A 21,485-nucleotide genomic window follows, 5' to 3' on the forward strand; every position below is an offset into this window, starting at 1 on the left:
CCGTTTTATCATCCAATTTTCACTTTTCAGCCGCCAGTTATGCGGTTATGGATACCGGATATTAATTCCCGGTTGCGGGCGTATGTGCGCGATAGTACTTTTGTACCAGCATTCATCATCATGTTTGTTACCAAGCCCCAAAATTAATTTTCTCTGCATTACTAGCGTTTGATTACCCCCAAAGAAAAAAAGCACCGTTCGGCGGTGCTTTTTTCATGTATCCAATGGTTGTTGGTCAGTAAGGTTGTCTAATCACGACCATGCCGCGGCGGTTTCGTCGACCAGTTGCTCCAGTCCATAAAATCCCGCCAGCTTGCGGATCACCCCTTCCACGATGGCGTCCGGGCAGGAAGCGCCGCTCGTGAGCAGAAGCGTGACCTTCTCTTTCGAAGGCAGGTAACCGGTGCTGCGGAGCTCTTCGTGGCGGTGGAAATCGTAATGCAACAGTTCGTTTTGCGAGATGAGTTTTTCTTCGGAAGATATGAAGAACGTCGGCAGTTGCGCTTCGCAGAGCTCCACGAGGTGCGAGGTGTTCGAGCTGTTGTACCCGCCCACCACGATGGCAAGGTCTGCCGGCTCGTTGAGCATACCGGTAACGGCCGTCTGGTTATCGTTGGTAGCGTAGCAAAGCGTGTCGCGCGTGTCGGCGAAACGCTCGGCGATGCGCGCGTCGGGCAACTGGAAATGTTCCTGGATGGCCTGGCGCACGTAATCGGCGATGGCCTGCGTTTCGGAAGCCAGCATCGTTGTCTGGTTCACCACGCCTACGCGCTGTAGATGCCGGGTAACGTCGAACCCTTCGCTGTATTGGCCCTTGAACTCTTCATAGAAGTTTTCCGCCGGAATTTCTTCCCGGATGTAAGCGGCGAGGCGATGCGTCTGCTCCATGTCTTTCACCACGATCGTCGGCGTATGCGAGCGGCTGTGGGAGAACGTGGCCCGGGTTTCCTCATGCTTCGGCTTCCCGTGCACGATCACCGTGTAGGATTTCTTGCCGATCTGCTCGGCCTTGTTCCACACACGTTCCACGAACGGACAGGTAGTATCGTATTTGAGGGGGGCGATGCCGAGGGATTCCAGCCGCGATTCGATCTCCAGCGTGGTGCCGAAAGCGGGGATGATCACGATATCGTCTGACCGTAAAGATTCCCAGGCTATGAGCTGCTTGCCGGATGTGTCCATGAGAAACTGGACCCCGCGAGACAGCAGGTCGCTGTTGACCTGGGGATTGTGGATCATTTCGCTCAAAAGGAATATCCGCTTCCCTTCATTTTCGTCCACCGTCCGGAAAGCGATCTCGATGGCGTTTTCCACGCCGTAACAAAAACCGAAATGCCGGGCCAGCAAAATCGTAAGCGGCCCAAATTCCAGCCGGGTAGGCGTAAAGTCTTTCTTCATGCGGTCGTCCTGTTTCCGTTGCTGTTTGATGGCAGAAATCAGCGGACTGCGGTAAATGATCGGTACGTTGAATGTTTTCATGGCTTGACGATAGGCAAAGATAGGCATTTCGCCGCTGGATTTCCGGATCATGACCTGACGGTCGACAGACAATTCCCGCCCCGCCGCTGCCGTTTTTTCTCCCTTTGCCGTCTTTTATCGGCCAATGCTATGATCCGGCGGACCCGGGGCGTATATTGTAACCACTTTTTATTGTTACTGAACATTTGTATGATGATAAACTTTCGCAGCCTCGTGGTCTTACCGCTGGCAGGGCTCCTGCACCTGCACGCCGCCGCCGGCCCCGTGCCGGTAGCCGATACTTCGGAAGTCACGCTTTCCGGCAGCGGCTATATTTACCCGGCCGGTAACCGCGGTGCCGGCCGCATCGGGCGGAACGGGCTCACGGGTTGGAAGAGCGCCGACGCATATGTCAAAGCCTTTTTCGTGGCAGACAAAACGGGGGAATTGAACATCGCACTGAAGTTGGAAGCCGCCCGTCCCGTAAAACTCAACATCAGCTTCGGTGGAAAAACGAAAACGGTGAACTGCACGCCCACGTCCGGCGTCGCTATCATCCCCGCCGCCACTTTCCGGGTCACGAAAACCGGTTACCAGGAAGTGACCATCGCCGCGGCCGACAAATCCGCCTCCAACCTGCCCGCCATCCGCTCCATCCTCCTTTCCGGCGAAGCCGCCTCCGCCATCCGCGCCAATAACAGCCAGTATCGCGGCGCACCGGCCACGCACCTCGCGTACCCGGTGCCGAAAGACACGCTCGTGGAATGGTTCTATAATGAAATCTCCGTGCCCGAAAACGCCCAGCCCCTTTATGCATATTATATGGTCAACGGTTGGAACGGCGGCTACTTCGGTATCCAGATCAATTCGCCCACCGAGCGCCGCGTGCTGTTCTCGGTCTGGAGCGCGTTCCATACAGACGATCCCAAACAGGTCCCGGAAGATTACCGCGTGAAGCTCCTGAAAAAAGGCGCCGATGTGGTCATCAACGATTTCGGGAACGAAGGGTCCGGCGGACAGAGCTTCTGGCGCTTCCCCTGGAAAGCCGAAACCACGTATAAACTCCTGCTGCACGCCAAACCCTCGGGCGACAATACCATCTATTCCGCCTGGTTCTTCGACCCGGCCACGGGTAAATGGAAGTTCATGGCTACCTGGGACAAACCCAAATCCGGCGGCAAATACCTCAGCGGTCTATATTCCTTCGTGGAAAACTTCGGCGCCAACGGCAACGATCTTTTCAGGGCCCGATATGGCAACCAATGGGTGCGCACGGCCGGCGGCAACTGGCTGGAACTGACGCAGTCCCGCTTTTCCACCACGGCCGATCCCGAAAAGCACCCGCGCTTCGACATCGGCGCCGGCCTTGAAAACGGCTGGTTCTACATGTTCTCCGGCGGTTTCCACGAACTCGGCACCACGCGAAAGGGCGAGGTGCTCACGCGCCCGGCTACGGGCCGCGCGCCGCAGATCGACCTGGAGCGGTTGCCTGCAGAATAAGTTTTGGATTTTACGTTTACTGATAAATGATCTGAACAAGGGTCCCGGTTCTCCGGGGCCTTTTTTATTAAACGCAGCGCCCCAGGGCTTCCTGTAGCATCCCGAAGCTGATGGGCTTCTGGAGGAAGGCGGTGGCGCCCGCTTCCATGAGGAGCCGGCGGGTAGATGGATAGGCGTCTGCCGTAGCCATGATCACCGGGATATGCTTGAGGCTCGCTTCCTTGCGGACTTTCACCAGCACTTCTTTCCCGTCCATCACCGGCATATGGTAATCGAGGATGATGACGTCGGGGCTGGTATGTTCCGCCTGGCGGTAGGCTTCTTCGCCATTCACGGCCATCGACACGCGGCAGCCCATCCGGCGGAGGAACTGGGCGAGCAGCAGGTTGTTCATATCGTTATCGTCTGCGATGAGCACATGCAGGTTGAGCGGCGCGCCGTTGCTGCCGGCGTCGGGCACGAGGTTGGGGCTGGGCCCGGGTGCTGCGGGAACGAGCGGGAGCGAAACGATGAAAGTGGTCCGTTCGCCCGGTTGGTTTTCCACATCGATCCGTCCGCCCATGGAAAGGGTTTTGGCGCGGGTGATAAAAAGCCCGAGGCCGGTGCCTTCCACCGCCAGGTTGCCTTCGGTGACGAACGGTTCGAAAACATGTTCGAGCTGGTCGTCCGGAATGCCGCGCCCCGCGTTGCTAACGCGGATTTCCCAGCGGTTGTCTGCCGTTGCCCGCACAAATACCGTCACGATGCTGTTGCGGTCGGCGAACTGGATGGCGTGGGAGAGGAGATTGCTGGTGATCACGTGCATTTTGGCCGGATCGGCGGATATGAACGGCGGCATGCCTTCCATGTCGAAATCCAGCGAAACGCTGCTGTACTGCGCTACTGCACCGTGCAGTTCCACGATCTGGGAAAAGAAGGAATGCGGCGCAACGGGAACGGCTTTCAGCTCGTCGTGCCGCCCGGATTCCTTCCTGGCCAGTTGCAAAACGTTGCCGAGGATACTATCGGCGTTGTTGCCGGCTGCCAGGAGGTGGTCGGTAAGCGCGGAGATGCGGCGTGCGTCGGGTTTGTAGGTCAGTTCTCTTTTGATGAGCTGCCCTGCGAGCATTACGGCGTTGAGCGGTGTACGGAGCTCGTGGGTGACCTGGTAGAGGAATATCCTGCGGAAGTCGCTGCTGCGCACGTAATGCCGGCCGGTGAGCACGATCAGCAGCAGCATGCCGGCCATGGAGCACCAGCGGAAGATGAAGGCGGTTTGACTGTCGAGATATATGAATTGTCCGATATGGAAGTAATGCCCGGCTTCGAGGGCTACCAGTACGGTGAGCGCGGTGAGGAGGCAGAACCTGCGGATGCGGGATTTGTTGAAAATGAGGAAAGTGACGGCGATGAGGAACACGACCATGAGCTGCAGCAGAAGCACGTCTCCCAAAGCGAGGCCGAAGTATAAAACGGCGGCGCACTGGTTGAGGAAGGTAACGAGGGCGGCGGCGGTGTGTTTGTTCCGGTAGTTTAAATACAGGGCTGAAGCGGCGATGATGCATTCCGCGAGTGCAGGAAATATGATATAGGGGTTGCCGGTCAGCAAATAAAAGATCGGGCCGATGAGCAGTACCAGCGAGCTAAGTGCGATGCTGAGACTGTTGACGAGGACTACGCTCTGGATGGCGGATTCCTCATGCAGCCCTTTGGTCCCCGTTTTGATGACGGAAGTAATCTTTTTGCCGGCCCAACGGACAATGGTCTGGACGGACATGGGACACGGGATTTTACCCGCTCAATGTACGTATCTCCACGGATGGGCCGGTTAACCGGATGTTAAGGGGGTTGTTAACGGTTACTTTTCGTCGCTGTATTGGCGGAGCCACTGTTTTTCTTCGGAAGTGAGGCTGTTGTAGCCTTTTTCGGAGATTTTATCGAGCAGCTGGTCGAGTTTGGAGGCATGGGAGGCGTCTGTCGCGTTGCGGACCACGCGCAGGGGCGATTTTTTGGGTTTAAAGGTGCGGGTGGTTTTGTTCCGGGTGAAGAGGCCGTTAATGCCGTCGAAGAGCCGCATGAGCGGGGCGCAAAGGTCGGTGCCGGACGATTTGAGGATGCGGACGTACGCGAACCCGAAGAGCGCGCCGCCGAAGTGGGCGAGGATGCCGCCTACGTTGCCGTCGGGGATGGAGATCAGGTTGAGGACGAGCACGGCTATGGCGAGCCATTTCAGCCGGACATGCGCCACGAGGATGCTGATCTCCAGGTTGGGCATGAGGGTGGCGCTGGCGATGAGGAAGGCCATGGAAGCGGCGGAGGCGCCAAGGAGGGGGCCGCCCAGATAAGGTGTGGCGGGAAGTAGGTAATAGAACAGGATGTAGAGCCCTGCGCCGAAAAGCCCTGCCATCAGGTATAAAGGCAGCACGCGGCGGTTCCCCAGCTCGGTACGGAAGAAATTGCCGAACCAGAAGAAAGTCAACATGTTAAAGAGGATATGCAGAACCTGGACGTGGAAGAACATGTATGTAACCAGGCCCCAGGGCTTATACAGCAGAACGTTGTCTACATGCAGCACGAGATTGTCTACCAGGAATGCCCAGGCTTCGGCCGCGAAAGGAAGGCGCAGGGTGCCGAGGAGCCGCAGGATGCCCACGATCAGGAACACGGCTATGTTAATGATCATCAGATGGTTAACCGTATTGTCCTGCCTGAGCCAGTATTTAATGTCCGCTTTGAATGTAGTTCCGTTCATACCGGAAAATTAAGGAAAAAAAATGCTCGCCGGCCTTTCCCACGGCCAATTTTCCAATTTCGGGCAGAAAACGGATAATCGGGATGGAAATACATAAACGCTTCATTATCAGTAACACTTTTTACCAAATAAAGTTGTCTCCGCCGGAGATTTGTCGTATCTTTGCCCCCTTAAAACTTTATATTTTGGAAGAAAACAACATTATTAACGAACAAAACGCTGAACAACAGGCTCCTGTGGCTACGGCCGCGGCAGAAACAGCGACAAAAAATGCTCCTGTTGCAGAGACCGCTCACGATGATTTCGACTGGAGCGTGGACAAACGTAACGTAACTTCTTATTCCGCTGAAGAAAAAGCGAAATACGACGCTACTTACGACAGTACCTTCAAAGTGTTCGATGAGAACAGCCTCCTGATGGGTACGATCGTTGGTCTGACGAAGACCGACGTGGTGATCAACATCGGCTTCAAATCCGACGGCCTGATCTCCTTCAACGAATTCCGCGACCTGCCCGGCCTCAAAATCGGCGACGAAGTGGAAGTACTGGTAGTTGAGAAAGAAGACCGCGACGGCAACCTGCACCTGAGCCGCAAACAGGCTCGTATGCAACGTGCATGGGAGCGCATCGTGGAAGTTTACAAAACCGGCGAAGTGGTTACCGGTACCGTTACCAGCAAAACCAAAGGCGGCCTGATCGTGGACGTTTACGGTATGGAAACGTTCCTGCCTGGTTCACAGATCGACGTGAAACCCGTTACCGATTACGACCAGTTCGTGGGCAAAACCATGGAATTCAAGGTGGTAAAAGTGAACGAGGCTATCCGCAACGCAGTAGTATCCCACAAAGCGCTCATCGAATCCGATATCGAGCAGCAGCGTGTGGATATCATCAGCAAACTGGAGAAAGGCCAGGTGCTGGAAGGTACCATCAAGAATATCACCGACTTCGGTGCGTTCATCGACCTGGGCGGTCTGGACGGCTTGCTGTATATCACCGATATCAGCTGGGGCCGCATCAGCCATCCGAGCGAAGTACTGCAGATGGACCAGAAGATCAACGTGGTTGTTCTCGACTTCGACGACGAGAAGAAACGTATCTCCCTGGGTTACAAACAACTGACCCCCCATCCTTGGGATACCCTGCCCGCTACCATCTCCGAAGGAGCGAAAGTAAAAGGCAAGGTAGTGAACATCGAAGATTACGGCGCGTTCCTGGAAATCCTCCCCGGTGTGGAAGGCCTGGTGCACGTATCCGAGATCTCCTGGGCGTCTACCCCCATCAACGCGAAAGAATTCTTCAAATTGGGCGAAGAATACGAAGCAGTGGTGGTTACCCTCAGCAAAGACGAGCGTAAAATGTCGCTGTCTATCAAACAACTGACCGAAGATCCCTGGTCTACCATCGAAACCAAATTCCCGCTCGACAGCCGTCACAAAGGCATCGTGAAAAACATCACTCCTTATGGCGTGTTCGTTGAACTGGAAACCGGCATCGGCGGTATGATCCACATCTCCGACCTCAGCTGGATCAAACGCTTCAACCACCCCTCCGAGTACACGAAAGTGGGCAGCGAGATCGAAGTAGTGATCCTCGGTATCGACAAAGACAACCGCAAGCTCTCCCTCGGTCACAAACAGATCGAAGAAGATCCCTGGAACACCTTCGAAACTATCTTCCCCATCGGTTCCATCCATGAAGGTACCGTTGTGAAGAAAGACGACAAAGGCGCTACCGTGCAGCTGCAATACGGCCTGGAAGCTTACGCTCCCGCCCGTCACCTGCGCACCGAAGATGAAAAACCGATCGCTGTTGAAGACGTGAAAGAATTCCAGATCATCGAATTCGATCGCAACGAAAAACGCATCCTGGTTTCTCATACCAAGGTTTGGGAACAAGCGAAAGCCGACGAAAAAGATGCTGTCATCAAAGAAAAACGTGCTGACGCCGAGAAAACCCGCAAGACTGTGAAAAACATCCAGTCCAAGGTAGAAAAAGCCACCCTGGGCGACCTGGGCGCGCTGGCCGAACTCAGAGAAAAACTGAAACAATCCGAAGGCGGCGAAGAAAAGAAAGCCGAGTAGTAGTATTGTTTTCGTAAAATAAAGATCCCTTCCCGGTCAAACGGGGAGGGATTTTTTTATGCCTCCAACCGGCGATGAACATTTGTATCGGTAATACGGAAAACCCTACCTGCTTTTAGGTAACACCCAAGTCCCCCAAACCGGTATTTTTTTCACGCCACTGTATCCCGCATCATTGCACTAATCACGGACAGTAATTTTTGGTTCGGGCTGAAACGCTTTGCTATCCGGCGTTATGCCACATCTATATCCCCTATAACCAAAATTTATTAGGTTTTTCTTAACACATCCAATACCTTCGCACCCTATAAAGTCTATATAATTAATAGGGTAAACCATGTCACATTTGTACAAACTCACCCTGCTTATGCTGCTAACTAGCCTGACTACTTTCGCGCAAAGCAGGAAGATCACCGGAAAAGTCAGCTCCGGCGATGGCCAGCCGCTCCCCGGCGTAACCGTTTTCATCGCGGGTACCTCCTCAGGAACGATCTCCTCGGCCGAAGGATCCTGGAGCCTTTCCATTCCCGATACCGCAACCGCGGTTTCCTTCCGCCTCATCGGCATGGAAACCCTCGTGCTGCCCATCAACGGTCAAACGGAAATAAACGCCGTATTGCATGCGTCAGACAAGCAACTGCAGGAAGTAGTGGTAACCGCACTCGGCATCTCGCGCGCCAAAAAGGCACTCGGGTACTCCGTTCAGGAAGTGAAAAGCACGGAACTGCAAACCCGTCCCACCAACGCCATCGGCGCCCTTTCCGGTAAAGTGGCCGGCCTGCAGGTAATCTCCGTAGGCGGCAACATGGGCGGTTCCAACCGCGTGCTCCTCCGCGGCATCAACTCCATCTCCGGCAACAACCAGCCCCTGTTCGTGATAGACGGGATCACCATCGATAACGCCGACATGAACACCCGCACCACCGCACAGGGCTCCGCCGGTAAAGACGTGGGCAACACTATTCAGGACCTCAACCCGGACGACATCGAGTCGGTCAACGTGCTGAAAGGCCCCGCCGCTGCAGCGCTTTACGGCACCCGCGCCGCCAACGGCGTGATCGTCATCACCACCAAAAAAGGGCGCGAAGGTAAAGGGCTCGACGTTACCATCAACTCCGGCCTCGAACTGGAACGCGTGGTTCGCCTCCCCGAACGTCAACATCTCTACGGCGGCGGCAAAGCCAACAACTTCCAGACCGCTACCATCAACGGCAAAACCTATAACCTCGTGGATTATGGCATGGACGAAAGCTGGGGCCCCAGGCTCGACGGCACCCCCGTTCTCCACTGGTATAACCTCGACCCGGAATTCTCGGCCGATTACCTCAATCCCCAGCCCTGGGTATATCCCAAACATGACGCCACCGACTTCTTCCGCACCGGCATCGCCACCACCAACAACGTGGCCGTGAGCGGGGGGAACGACAAGCAGACCTTCCGCCTGTCGTACACCAACAAGAGCGTCCGCGGAACCGCCCCTCATTCGAAATTGCACCGGAACACCCTGAATTTCTCCGGCTCCAACCGCTTTGGGAAATTCCTCGCCACCGGGAACTTCAATTACGTGAAGAACCAAAGTACCGGCAGGCCCTGGACCGGCGCCACCAACCGCGGCATCATGCTCGAAGCCTTCCAGTGGGGGCAGGTACAGGTAGACTACGATAAACTCCGCGATTACAAACGCGCAGACGGTACGCCCCGCGCTTGGAACCGCAACAGCTGGGAAAACACCGCCGCCGGGCGCGCCACCAAATACATCGACAACCCCTTCTGGTCGGCCTATGAAAGCTATCTCGAAGAAAACCGCGATCGCTTCTACGGAAACGTGGGGCTGAACTACGAAGTCAACAACTGGCTGCAACTCAGTTCCAAAATCAACGCAGACCTTTACGGGTACGATTACCAGGACCGCATCGCCCTGTATTCCCGCTCGCAGAGCAACTACATCGAATACAACAATAAATTCAGCGAATTCAACTACGAATTCCTCGCCAACGCGAAGAAAACCTGGAACGAATTTTCGCTCAGCGCGTTCGCAGGCGGTAATATCATGAACCAGAAACGGACGGTTTCCAATGCCGCAACGCAAGGCGGGCTCATCATCCCGCTTTACTATAACCTCAAGAACGCCAACAGCGTACTGAATGAAAGCAACCGCTATCACAAAAGCATCTATTCGCTTTTCGGAAGCGTTTCTCTCGGGTATAAGAATATCCTCTTCCTCGATGGGACCATCCGGAACGACTGGAGCTCCACGCTGCCGCTCGACAGGAATTCTTTCGCATATCCTTCCGTTTCTTCCAGCTTTATCGTGAGTGAACTGAACGGCCTGAAGAACGCTTCCTGGCTCGACCTGTTGAAAGTTCGCCTGAGCTGGGCGCAAGTGGGCAACGATACCGATCCGTATCAATTGCAGCAGGTATACGAAGCGGTGCAGTCGTTCAACGGGAACCCGGGATATAAACTCCCGGCAATTTTGGCGAACAGCCGCCTGAAACCGGAGATCACTTCCTCGCTGGAGGCGGGCGTTAGCTTCAGGATACTCAAAAACAGACTGGGCCTCGACGTGACGGCGTATACCAACGACAGCCGCAACCAGATCATCAACATCCCCACATCCACCGCTTTCGGCTACGATAGCAAGTTCATCAACGCCGGCAAGATCAATAACAAGGGGCTTGAAGTGACGCTGACGGGCGTTCCGGTTTCCACGAAGGATTTTAACTGGGATGTGAGCCTCAACTGGTCTGCCAACCGCAACAAAGTGGTGCAACTGACCGAAGGCGTAACCAGCTTCCCCATCAACGACCCCAACAGCCTCATCGCGCTCATTGCGCAGGAAGGCGAATCGTTCGGGCAGTTGCGCGGATATGATTTCGTGTACGATGCGCAGGGCAACAAAGTGATCGGCGACAATGGTTCGTACCTGCGTACCGAACAGATGCGCCCCCTCGGCAGCGTGCTTCCCAACTGGCAATTCGGTGTCGGACAGCACTTTACCTACAAACGTTTCGATGCCGGCTTCCTGGTGGACGGGCGCGTTGGCGGCAAGGTATTTTCTCAAACGTATAGCGTGGGTATGCGGACGGGTGTGCTGAAAGCGACCGCTGAAAACAGTATCCGCGAAAATGGCCTGGTGCTCGACGGGGTGAACGGTACCGTGGTGTTCAATGCAGACGGGAGCTATTCCGTTTCCAACACCAAACCCAATACCACCCGTATTTCCGCCCAGACCTGGGGATTGGGCTTCTCCAACGGGCCTACCACCCAAAGCATCTTCGACGCCACTTACGTGAAACTGCGCGAGATTACGGCCGGTTATACCATTCCATTCCGCAACAAAACGGTGCAACAACTGCGTGTATCCGCATATGGCCGCAACCTCTGGAACATCTACCAGGATAACCGCAGCGTAGACCCGGAACTGACGAACAGCAGCGGCAACATCCAGGGGATCGAAGGGGGTAACATCCCCGTACCGGCCACATTCGGCGTAAACGTACAGGTGAAATTCTGATAAACCGATATGAACATGAAACAACTCACTTTTCTGAAATATACATTCGCAGCCGTGGCCGTACTTTTACTGGCCGCCTGCAGCGACGATAAATTCCGGGATATCAATACCGATCCAAACCGGCCGGCCGATGTGCCGACCACGACCATCATTTCTACCGCGCAAAAGCAGCTGGTAGACGGACTTCGGGGCTCGGCCGCCAATTTTCGCGGCAGCATGCTGTTTGCACAGTATTTTTCCCAGAACCAGTACACGAACGAATCGCGGTACGACATCGGGCGTACCAACGCCGATGCGGTGTGGGACAATACCTTCAAAGCCCTCAACAACCTGGAGCAGATCATCCGGCTCAATACCGATCCGCTGACGAAAGACAGGATCGCCGGTACCGTGGGGCCTAACGAAAACCAGATCGCCATCGCGCGGATCCTGAAATCATTCGCGTTCCTGTCGCTCACCGACGTGTTCGGCGAAATTCCCTACAGCTCGTACGGTAGTTCCGATCCCGATTTCCAGGCGTTGAAGATCAACCCGGAAATCCTGAAACCGAAATACGCTTCACAGGAGAAAATCTATACAGACATCCTGAAAGAGTTGAAAGAAGCGGCCGCGCAACTGACCGGCGCCAATACCTTCCAGGCGTACGACGGCATTTACAAAGGCAACACCGCGCAATGGAAGAAGTTCGCCAACTCGCTGCGCCTGCGCGTAGCGGTGCGCATCCAGGCGAAATTGCCGCAGGTGGCGGCTACGCATATCCAGGAAGCCATTACCGGCGGCCTCATCACTACCAACGCCGACAACGCCACCCTGAAATACGAGAGCAAGTCGCCCAATGAGGCGCCGCTTTTCCGTGCTACCGTAACCGAGAACCGCCGCGACTTTTCCGTTTCGCATATCCTGATAGACGTGCTGAAAGGGGAGAAGGGCCCCTTCGCCGCAGCGGACCCCCGCCTGGCAGTGTACGCCCGGGTGAACAACAGCGGAGTGTACCGCGGCCAGCCGTATGGCCTGATCCCGGCCGTGGCGAGCATCCTGAAAGCGGAAGACGTCAGCTTGCCGGGAACGGCGGTGAACGCAGCTGATTATGCGGAAGTGCTGATCGAAGCGGCGGAAGTGAATTTCCTGCTGAGCGAGGTGCATGGCTGGGACCAGGCGGAATATGTTGCCGGTGTGCGGGCTTCCCTGGAGAAATGGGGTATTACGGGAACCGCGGCTACCAATTATGTGAACGCGTTGCCCGCGGCGAACGCCGCGAATGTGCTCTCGCAGAAATACCTGGCGCTGTACATGCAGGGGATCGAGGCATGGTCGGAGATCCGTCGCACGGGGTACCCCGCCTGGCTGGTGAAGCCCGGAGACGTGGTTTGGCCGGGCGTTCCGAGCACTGAGCCGGGTGCGGACAAATTTACGCCGCTCGTGGGAACGGGGATTCCGGCGCGCCTGTATTATCCGCAGAAGGAGCAGGCCGTGAACCTGGAAAACTATCGCGCCGCGATCCGGTCGCAGGGCGGAGATAACCTGGCCACGAAGGTTTGGTGGAATAAATAAGACCAGCCATATAGTTTTTAAGATGGAGAAAGGCGTCCCGCAGGGGATGCCTTTCTTTTTATATACTTCGGTGAATGAGCGGGGTAGTAAAATTGATGGACTTCTGGTGTTACATCAGTCTGTTGTAAATCAAAATAATACGTATTCCATCATCCATAAACTTTAAGTCTGTTCCCCGTATTTTTCCCGATCGCGTAAATCAATTTCCCTTTTCGACAAGGTTAGCCCCTCATCCTGCGCCACCTTTGCGCCGGATTATCATGCCGTTTTAAGCCCGTTTGTTCCTCCTCAACGGGCTTTTTCTGTTCAGCCGGTATGCTTATCAACATAAATATTTGCTGTATTAAACATAGACGATGAAACAATTACTGTACGTATTAACGCTGATGCTTGGATGCACTTTCGTGGCGAAAGCCGAAGACCAGGCGCCCGGGAACATCGTGGGTATCGTTCGCACGAACGACGGCCAACCGGCTCCCATGGTAACGGTGTTGCTCAAAGGCAAGAACCGCGGCGACATGACCAACGAGAAAGGCGAATTCAACATACGCCGGGTACAACCCGGGACCTATACCCTGCAGGTTTCACTCGTAGGGTTCGAAACGGCCGAACAAACCGTGACCGTAGAAGCCAATCAAACGGCCGAAGTCAACATCAACCTCCAACTCAACAATACCCAGCTGAACGAAGTGATCGTGAAAGGCACCCAGCTGAAAGGCAAGCGCGAAAGCGATCACATCGCCCGGCTGCCCATCAGGAACCTGGAAAATCCGCAGGTGTATAACACTATCGGGCAGGAAGTGCTGAAAGAACAGGTGGTCGTTTCCTTCGACGATGCCATGCGCAACGCACCGGGCGTAAACAAAATGTGGTCGTCTACCGGCCGGCCCAATGATGGCGCCAGCTATTTCTCCATGCGCGGGTTCGCCGTTCAGCCGTCCATGATCAACGGTATCGCCGGTCTTACCAATGGCAGCATCGACCCCGCTAACGTGGAGCACATCGAAACCATCAAAGGCCCTTCCGGAACGCTCTTCGGCAGCAGCCTCGTCTCCTTCGGCGGGCTTATCAACATCGTGACCAAGAAACCGTACGATCATTTCGGCGGCGAACTGTCTTACACCGGCGGTGGTTTCGGGCTTACCCGCATCACTGCCGACGTAAATGCGCCCCTGAACACCGACAAATCCGCATTGCTCCGCGTGAATGCCGCGTACCATCACGAAAATTCCTTCCTGGACGCAGGATTCCGCAAATCGTTTTTCGTGGCGCCCAGTTTCTCGTACCAGGTGAGCGACCGGCTGTCGTTCAACGTGAATGCCGAGGTTTACAATGGCGAAGGCACTAATCCGCTCATGGTGTTCCTCAACCGCAGCCGCCAGTTGAAAGCCCGCACGCCGAAAGAACTCGGGATGAACTTCGACCGTTCCTACACCAGCAACGACGTGACCAACCGCACGCCTACCGTGAACCTCTACGGACAAATGAATTATAAACTGTCCGGCAAATGGACGGCTCAAACCAACCTGTCGCGCAGCAACCGCAAAAGCGACGGCTACTACCAATACGTGATGTTCCTGGATGCACCGTACAACCCGCTGCCGGCAGGACAAACCGCCCAGCCGCAGGATTCTTTCATGACGCGTTACGCCTACACGCAGAATTCGTCGACGGTGGTAACCGGCATCCAGCAGAATTTCATCGGCGATTTCAAGCTCGGCTCCATGCGTAACCGCCTGGTGTTCGGCCTCGACTTCCTTGGCATGGAAACTACCAACAACAACTCGCCCTACGCCGTGTTCGACGTGGTAAGCGCCGTTAACCCGGCCGACCCGCGATACGGCCAGCTCAATCGCCCGGCGATAGACGCTAAACTGGCCGGCCTCACGGCAGGCATGACCCGCAACCGTCTTACCAACTACACTTACAGCGCTTATGTTTCAGATGTTTTGAACATTACCGACAAACTGCTCGCCATGGCCAGCGTTCGTGTGGATTATTTCGAGAATAAAGGAACGGAAGACTTCGTGAAAGGGACTACAACCGGGAACTTCAACCAGACTTCCATTTCTCCGAAGTTCGGGCTTGTGTACCAGGTGGTGAAAGACAGGGTGGCGCTTTTCGCCAACTACATGAACGGGTTCAAGAACGTGGCGCCGGCTACGATGCCGCTGCCCGAGCTGAACGGCAACTTCAGGCCCCAGCACGCCAATCAGTATGAAGGCGGTGTGAAGGTGGACCTGCTGGGGAATCGCCTGAACGCATCCCTCAGCTACTACGATATCGAGGTAGACAATATGAACATGCAGGGCTCGATCGTAAAAGAAGGCGTGACGTATAACTACACCTACCAGGGCGGTACCCAGCGCAGCAAAGGCGTGGAGTTCGACCTGAACGCTTCCCCGGTGGAAGGGCTCAGCATCATTGCCGGTTACGCTTACAACAACAGTAAAATGGTGAAAGCCGACAAGTTCACGCTTGGCCGCCGGCCGGTGAGCGCGGGCCCGGAGCATTTCGCCAACCTGTGGGCTACTTACACGGTGCCCAGCGGTAAACTGAACGGTTTCGGGATCGGGGCTGGCGGTAACTACGCCGGCGATAACGTTATCACCAACGATTCCCGCACCGGTACTTTCACGCTGCCCGCCTACACGGTGTTCAACGCTTCCGTGTTCTATAACGTAAAAGCATTCCGGCTTGCGCTGAAAATGGACAATATCGCCAACAAGGAATACTTTACCGGTTGGACGACCATCGAGAAGCAAATGCCGCGCCGTGTTTCCGCGAACGTGACATTCAAGTTCTAGGATATTTTAATGATGGAAAGGGCGTCTCCGCAAGAGGCGCCCTTTTTGTTTTTGTGATTTTTTCGTTGGATTCAGGAAGAAAGTTTCTCCAGTTCCGCTTCGCCGAACGCGAGGAGGGATGGGAGCTGCATGTCTGCCAGAACGAAGCGGGGCTCGGTGCGTTTGTGGGCTTCCGGGACTACTACCACTTTCATCCGTGCGGCTTTCGCGGCGATCATGCCGGTAACCGAGTCTTCGAAGGCCAGGCAGTTCAGCGGGTGTGTGTGCAGTGCTTCAGCGCAGGCGAGATACACGGCGGGGTGCGGTTTGCCGTAGGGTTCGAATTCCGCGGAAGATACCGCATCGAAATAGGAGCGGATGTTGAGATGATCGAGCACGGACTGTATGAGGCGGTTGGGGGATGAGGACGCCAGGCCAATGCGGTAATTCCGGGAACGGAAGAAGTCGAGGATGTAGCCGAGGCCTTCCATGGCTTGCCCGTTCCGGAGGATCTTGGCAGTAACGCTTTCGATGATCTCGTCGCTCACCTGCTCGGGGCTCTTGGCGTCCCACCCGAAATAATTATGCCAGTAACTCACCACTTCGCGGGTGCGAAGTCCGGTGGTGAGATGGGTAAGTTCGGGGGAAAGGGAAACGCCCACGGTGGAGAAAACCTCCCGCATCGCGATGCCCCAGAGGGGCTCGGAATCGATAAGCAGGCCGTCCATGTCAAAAATCGCCGTCTGGATCATACAAATGTGTCTTTTTGCGCCGCAAAGGTACGCGGTTTTCAGGGAAATAGGGAAGGATTAGGGGATTTTCGGGATGGAGGGCAGGGTAAGTTACTGATATATAATAGATTATTTCAGGTTTGTTTAGGTGGATGGGGAAAGGATGCACGAAGGAAGTTGCCCTTCTGGTTGGCTGAAAATGGTTATCGGCGGCCGAGGTGACGGCGGTAGTTGTTATCCTGATGCTGACTTATGCCTTATTATAACTTGAATCATCGCTTCGGACTTTCAATTCAGGGAATTGGGGATTTTGGATTAGCGGCTTGTCTTACTGATGGTTGTTTGAAATGGTATCGAGATTATGGCTATTCAACTGTTGGGCCCGGGAGAAATGGGCCGGGCCAAGCCCCCGCTGCCAAAACCCCGCACCCGGAAAGAGGCCCCCAGGCCCCGGACCGATAAATAATAGTTATGGGCCATAACCTGGGGCACGCAGCGCCGGAAGCCGCCGGTCGGCGCAATCCCGCCGTGGAAGGGTGCGACGCAACGGCTGCCCCACCCGGGAAATCCCGCCGGCTCACCCCCGCTTTAGAAAATTTCTAAAAACACCCCGCCTTTTTTATGAAAAAAAGTTTTGCGTTCTCCGGGTGGACGGCTACCTTTGTATTACTCTACAAAATCTATAGGAATATGGGTTATAAAATCAGGAATAAGACGATGATGCACATGTGCGGCGGCTGTTGGGGTAACTCAACAGACTAGGGTGGAGGCGCTTATATAGGAACATCTGTTTACAGAATACTACAGGAGCCTCCCATGTTCAGGAGGCTTTTGCTTTTCCAGCGCTGCCACCACAATGTTATGAATACCATTTTATCACGAGCAACTCATTAATCATGCAAAGTTTCAGAACCGAACTGGAAAATCCGATCGTTGAAAAAGACATCATCGAACTGGAACAAAAGATCAGACTCTACCGCGAAGGCAAAATGTCGGACGATAAATTTCGCTCCCTCCGCCTCGCCCGTGGCGTCTACGGCCAGCGGCAACAAGGCGTGCAGATGGTCCGTATCAAACTCCCGTACGGCAAAATGACGCTCCGTCAATGGAAACGCATCTCCGATATTTCCGACGAATACTCCACCGGCAACCTCCATCTCACCACCCGGCAAGATATCCAGATACACTTCGTGTCGCTGGAACGTACCCCGGAACTCTGGGCCAAACTGGAACTCGACGATGTCACCATCCGCGAAGCCTGCGGCAACACCGTCCGCAACATCACCGCGTCTGACACCGCCGGCATCGATCCTAACGAGCCCTTCGACGTTACGCCCTACGCAGACGCCGCGTTCCGCTACTTCCTCCGCAACCCCATCTGCCAGGAAATGGGCCGCAAATTCAAAATGGCGTTCTCCTCCAGCGCCAAAGACACTGCCCTCACCTTCATGCACGACCTGGGCGTGATCCCGAAAATCCGCGTGGTAGACGGTAAGGAAGTCCGCGGGTTCAAAGTGCTCGTAGGCGGCGGCCTCGGCGCACAGCCCTACCTTGCCAAAACCACTTTCGATTTCCTGGAAGCCGATCAGCTCGTTCCATATATAGAAAGCCTCCTCCGCGTGTTCGACCGCCACGGCGAAAGATCTTCCCGGCACAAGGCCCGCCTCAAATTCCTCATCCAGAAAATCGGGATCGAAGAATTCGAGCGCCTCGCCAAGGAAGAATATAAAGCCCTCAAGGTAAAAACCTACCCGATCGACCACGCCGCGTGGGCCGAAACGGTACCTCCCGCGGCCAACCCCGCGCTGCCCGCTTTCACCATCCGCGACCGCAAAGCCTTCGAAGCCTGGAAACGGACCAACACCTTCGAACAAAAACAGGCAGGGTTCTTCGGCGCCTACATCCGCGTTCCGCTGGGCAATATCAGCTCCACCACCTCCCGCTCCCTCATCGAAAAGCTGGAAGCCGTTGTGGCAGATGACGTCCGCGTAACCGTGAACCAGGGGCTCCTCCTGAAATTTATCCGCCCCGAACACCTGGAATACGTGTTCAGCGTCCTCGAAGAACACGACCTCCAGAAAGGCGGCTTCGACTCCGTGGCAGACATCACCGCCTGCCCCGGTACCGACACCTGCAACCTGGCCATCTCCAGCTCCACCGGCATCGCCGCCGCGCTGGAAGAAGTGATCCGCGACGAATTCCCCGACCTTATCTATAACAACGATATCAAAATCAAGATCTCCGGTTGCATGAACTCCTGCGGCCAGCACGGTCTTGCCCATATCGGGTTCCATGGCTCCTCGCTCAAAAGCGGTGGGCGCGTGCTCCCGGCCCTCCAGGTGCTCCTCGGCGGCGGCGTGCTGAGCGACGGCGAAGGGCGTATATCCGACAAGGTGCTGAAAGTGCCCAGCCGGAAAGGCCCCGATGTACTGCGCGCACTCCTGCATAACTACGAGACCAACGCACAGAAAGGCGAACTGTTCAACGATTATTACGACCGCAAAGGCGAAAAATATTTCTACGAACTGCTGAAACCCCTGGCCGATCTCACGGCGCTCAGCGACGGCGATTTCGTAGACTGGGGACAGGCGGAAACCTACTCCACCGCCATCGGCGTGGGTGAATGCGCCGGCGTGATGATCGACCTCATCGCTACACTGCTGTTCGAAGCCGAAGAAAAACTGGACTGGGCTACACAGTCGTTCGCCAACAACGCCTGGGCAGACGGGATTTACCATTCCTACGCCTGCCTCATCCAGACGGCCAAGAGCATCCTGCTCGACGAGAACGTGAACTGCAACACGCAGCACGGCATTATGAACGATTTCGACAAGCATTTCGTAGAAACGGGCAAATTCCCCGTGGAAGGAACATTCCGCGCGCTGGTACTTCAAATCAACCAGCACGAGCCTACAGAAAGCTTCGCCAAACAATATTTCCAACAGGCAAAAGCGTTTTTCGACCGTGCGCAGCAATACCGCGCTGCCCGCCAGTCGGCCGCCGCCAATGCTTAATCAGACCACCATTCAAAAAAACACGATCATGCAAACATTACATCCGAAAGTGACACTGGTAGGCGCCGGCCCGGGCGATCCCGAACTGATCACCGTGAAAGGGCTGAAGGCCATTCAACAGGCCCGGGTGATCCTGTACGATGCCCTGTCGAACAACGAACTGCTGGACCATGCGCCGCAGAATTGCCTGAAACGCTTCGTAGGCAAGCGTGCCGGCATGCACGTATACACGCAGGCAGAAATCAACCGCATGATCGTGAAATATGCGCTCACTTACGGCAGCGTGGTACGGCTGAAAGGAGGGGACTCCTTCGTGTTCGGCCGCGGCCAGGAAGAGATCGCCGCTGCACAGCAGTACGGGATCGATACCGAGGTGATCCCCGGAATTTCGAGCGCCATTTCGGTGCCGGGCGTTAACAAAATCCCCGTGACCGCACGCAACGTCAGCGAAGGGTTTTGGGTGATCACGGGCACCACGCAAGACGGCAAACTGAGCCGCGATCTCGAATTCGCCATCCAGGCAGATACGACGGTGGTGATCCTCATGGGCATGAGCAAACTCGCGGAAATCGCCTCCATCTACGAAGCGAAAGGCCGCGGACAGGTACCCGCCGCCATCATCCAGAACGGCACGTTGCCCGACCAGAAAGTGGGGGTGGGCGTGGCTTCCGACCTGGTGGCCATTGCAGAGGGTCAAGGTTTGCGCAACCCGGCCATCATCGTGATCGGCGAAGTGGTACGTTTCCACGAAGCATTCCAGGAACTGCAAGCCAAACTGGCAGACGATTATAAACTGGCCGTTTAATTTTTTAACTTGTCGGTATGGAGCAAAACCATCTTTTCCCCATTTTCCTGAAACTCGATCAACTGCAGGTACTGGTAGTTGGCGGGGGGAATGTGGGCTGCGAGAAAGTGGGCGCGATCCTGAACAATTGTCCGAACGCCCGGGTAACCGTTGTGGCTACCTGGTTTGCCCCCGAAATGGCGGGCATCGTGGAAGGCTTCCCCAACGTGACGCTGGTGGAAAAAGCGTTTTCCTGCGGGGATATTTTCGGGAAAGACCTGGTGATCGCCGCTACGGCCGACAAGGAATTGAATTATTGCATCTGGGAAAAATCCAAAGCTGCGAAAGTGCTCATCAACGTAGCCGATACCCCGGCATTGTGCGATTTTTACCTGAGCTCGGTGGTCCGGAAAGGGAATTTGAAAATCGCCATCAGTACCAACGGGAAGTCGCCCACTATCGCCAAAAGGCTGAAGGAGGTGCTGAATGAAGCGATCCCCGAAGGCCTGGAATCGATTTTACAGCACCTGCACACCATCCGCGACCGGCTGAAAGGCGATTTTTCGGAAAAAGTGCGGAAACTGAACGAGTTGACGAGCGTGCTGGTCAACAAACGGGATTGATTTAAAACAAGATAGATCCAACATAGAAGGGAGCGTGGTGGCACGCTCCTTTTTTTATGCCGGCGAAACATATCAAAGCGGATTTATATACACGAAATTTACCGTTTGGGCAAAAGGAAAGGGCCGTCTACCAGGACGGCCCTTTCCATATTTATCATCGGGGAAGGCTATGCTTCCGTTGCTTCGGTGAAGAGGGCTTTGAGCTCGTTGGCGTCGGCCGGTTTCATTTTGCCGCCGAGGATGAGGCGGAGCTGTCGGCGGCGGAGGGCGCCTTCGTAGAGTTTTTTCTCCTCTTCCGATTCGGCGATCACCTGGGGAACGGGGCGCGATTTGCCGTTGGGGTCCAGGGCTACGAAGGTCATGAACGCTTCGTTGGATTTGTAACGGTATTGTAAAACCGGGTCTTCACCCCAGACTTTCATATGCACTTCGATGGAAGTGGTGAAAGCGCGGGTGACGATGGCTTCGATATGCACCACATTACCCAGTTTGATGGGGTTTTCGAAGGAGATATTGTCGACGGAGGCGGTTACCACCGGGGCGGCGCAGTGTTTCATGCAGGCCAGGGCGGCGGCAATGTCCATCCAGTACATCAGGCGGCCACCCATCAGGTTACCAAAGGTGTTGGTATCGTTGGGCAATACCAGTTCGGTCATCTGAACGAGGGATTCGTGGGCCTTTTTAGGCATCAAGGTCATAATGGAAC

At 55.3% G+C, this 21,485-nt stretch carries 13 protein-coding genes; 8 read left to right on the forward strand and 5 right to left on the reverse strand.

Translation table 11 applies throughout. The features are described from left to right. Positions 1-252: 252 nt before the first annotated feature. Positions 253-1,479 carry a 4-hydroxy-3-methylbut-2-enyl diphosphate reductase gene (locus EJ361_RS09845; RefSeq protein ID WP_126245359.1) on the reverse strand — a complete coding sequence of 409 codons (1,227 nt, stop codon included), beginning with the start codon at positions 1,477-1,479 and terminating at the stop codon, positions 253-255. A gap of 189 nt (positions 1,480-1,668) precedes the next feature. Between EJ361_RS09845 and EJ361_RS09850 the strand changes: the two genes are divergently transcribed. Then, positions 1,669-2,958 carry a DUF3472 domain-containing protein gene (locus tag EJ361_RS09850; RefSeq protein ID WP_164714159.1) on the forward strand — a complete coding sequence of 430 codons (1,290 nt, stop codon included), beginning with the start codon at positions 1,669-1,671 and terminating at the stop codon, positions 2,956-2,958. Positions 2,959-3,025: 67 nt separating this feature from the next. On the opposite strand, the gene EJ361_RS09855 is transcribed toward EJ361_RS09850, so the two are convergent. After that, the gene (locus tag EJ361_RS09855; protein ID WP_126245362.1) at positions 3,026-4,714 is read right to left on the reverse strand and encodes an ATP-binding response regulator; all 1,689 of its coding nucleotides are present in this window, start codon (positions 4,712-4,714) and stop codon (positions 3,026-3,028) included. 81 nt (positions 4,715-4,795) lie between these two features. Next, complete coding sequence (locus EJ361_RS09860; RefSeq protein ID WP_126245364.1) at positions 4,796-5,689, reverse strand: rhomboid family protein; 894 nt, start codon at positions 5,687-5,689, stop codon at positions 4,796-4,798. A 185-nt stretch (positions 5,690-5,874) separates the two neighbouring features. Here EJ361_RS09860 and rpsA point away from each other — a divergent pair, with 185 nt between their 5' ends. The 4 genes from rpsA (at position 5,875) to EJ361_RS09880 (ending at position 15,648) form a co-directional block, all read left to right on the forward strand. Further along, entirely contained in the window at positions 5,875-7,773 is a 1,899-nt protein-coding gene (gene rpsA, locus EJ361_RS09865; protein ID WP_126245366.1) for a 30S ribosomal protein S1, read from the forward strand. Positions 7,774-8,140: 367 nt separating this feature from the next. Continuing rightward, complete coding sequence (locus EJ361_RS09870; RefSeq protein WP_205686975.1) at positions 8,141-11,290, forward strand: SusC/RagA family TonB-linked outer membrane protein; 3,150 nt, start codon at positions 8,141-8,143, stop codon at positions 11,288-11,290. 15 nt (positions 11,291-11,305) lie between these two features. Beyond that, a complete protein-coding gene (locus EJ361_RS09875) occupies positions 11,306-12,841 on the forward strand; it encodes a SusD/RagB family nutrient-binding outer membrane lipoprotein (RefSeq protein WP_205686976.1) in 1,536 nt (511 codons plus the stop codon). Positions 12,842-13,197: 356 nt separating this feature from the next. Beyond that, entirely contained in the window at positions 13,198-15,648 is a 2,451-nt protein-coding gene (locus EJ361_RS09880; protein ID WP_126245372.1) for a TonB-dependent receptor, read from the forward strand. 71 nt (positions 15,649-15,719) lie between these two features. Here EJ361_RS09880 and hxpB read toward each other — a convergent pair whose 3' ends face one another. Continuing rightward, entirely contained in the window at positions 15,720-16,379 is a 660-nt protein-coding gene (hxpB, locus tag EJ361_RS09885; protein WP_126245374.1) for a hexitol phosphatase HxpB, read from the reverse strand. Between the two features lie 875 nt (positions 16,380-17,254). Here hxpB and EJ361_RS09890 point away from each other — a divergent pair. Genes EJ361_RS09890 through EJ361_RS09900 form a run of 3 tightly spaced genes read left to right on the forward strand, consistent with a single transcriptional unit; the run spans position 17,255 to position 20,779 of the window. Beyond that, the gene (locus EJ361_RS09890; protein ID WP_126245376.1) at positions 17,255-19,372 is read left to right on the forward strand and encodes a HEPN domain-containing protein; all 2,118 of its coding nucleotides are present in this window, start codon (positions 17,255-17,257) and stop codon (positions 19,370-19,372) included. Positions 19,373-19,400: 28 nt separating this feature from the next. After that, entirely contained in the window at positions 19,401-20,177 is a 777-nt protein-coding gene (gene cobA / locus EJ361_RS09895) for a uroporphyrinogen-III C-methyltransferase (protein ID WP_126245378.1), read from the forward strand. A gap of 17 nt (positions 20,178-20,194) precedes the next feature. After that, a complete protein-coding gene (locus EJ361_RS09900) occupies positions 20,195-20,779 on the forward strand; it encodes a precorrin-2 dehydrogenase/sirohydrochlorin ferrochelatase family protein (RefSeq protein WP_126245380.1) in 585 nt (194 codons plus the stop codon). Between the two features lie 167 nt (positions 20,780-20,946). Here EJ361_RS09900 and EJ361_RS09905 read toward each other — a convergent pair whose 3' ends face one another. Next, positions 20,947-21,477 carry an acyl-CoA thioesterase gene (locus tag EJ361_RS09905; protein ID WP_126245382.1) on the reverse strand — a complete coding sequence of 177 codons (531 nt, stop codon included), beginning with the start codon at positions 21,475-21,477 and terminating at the stop codon, positions 20,947-20,949. Positions 21,478-21,485 lie beyond the last annotated feature (8 nt).

The organism is Chitinophaga rhizosphaerae, assembly GCF_003958645.1.
GTDB lineage: Bacteria > Bacteroidota > Bacteroidia > Chitinophagales > Chitinophagaceae > Chitinophaga > Chitinophaga rhizosphaerae.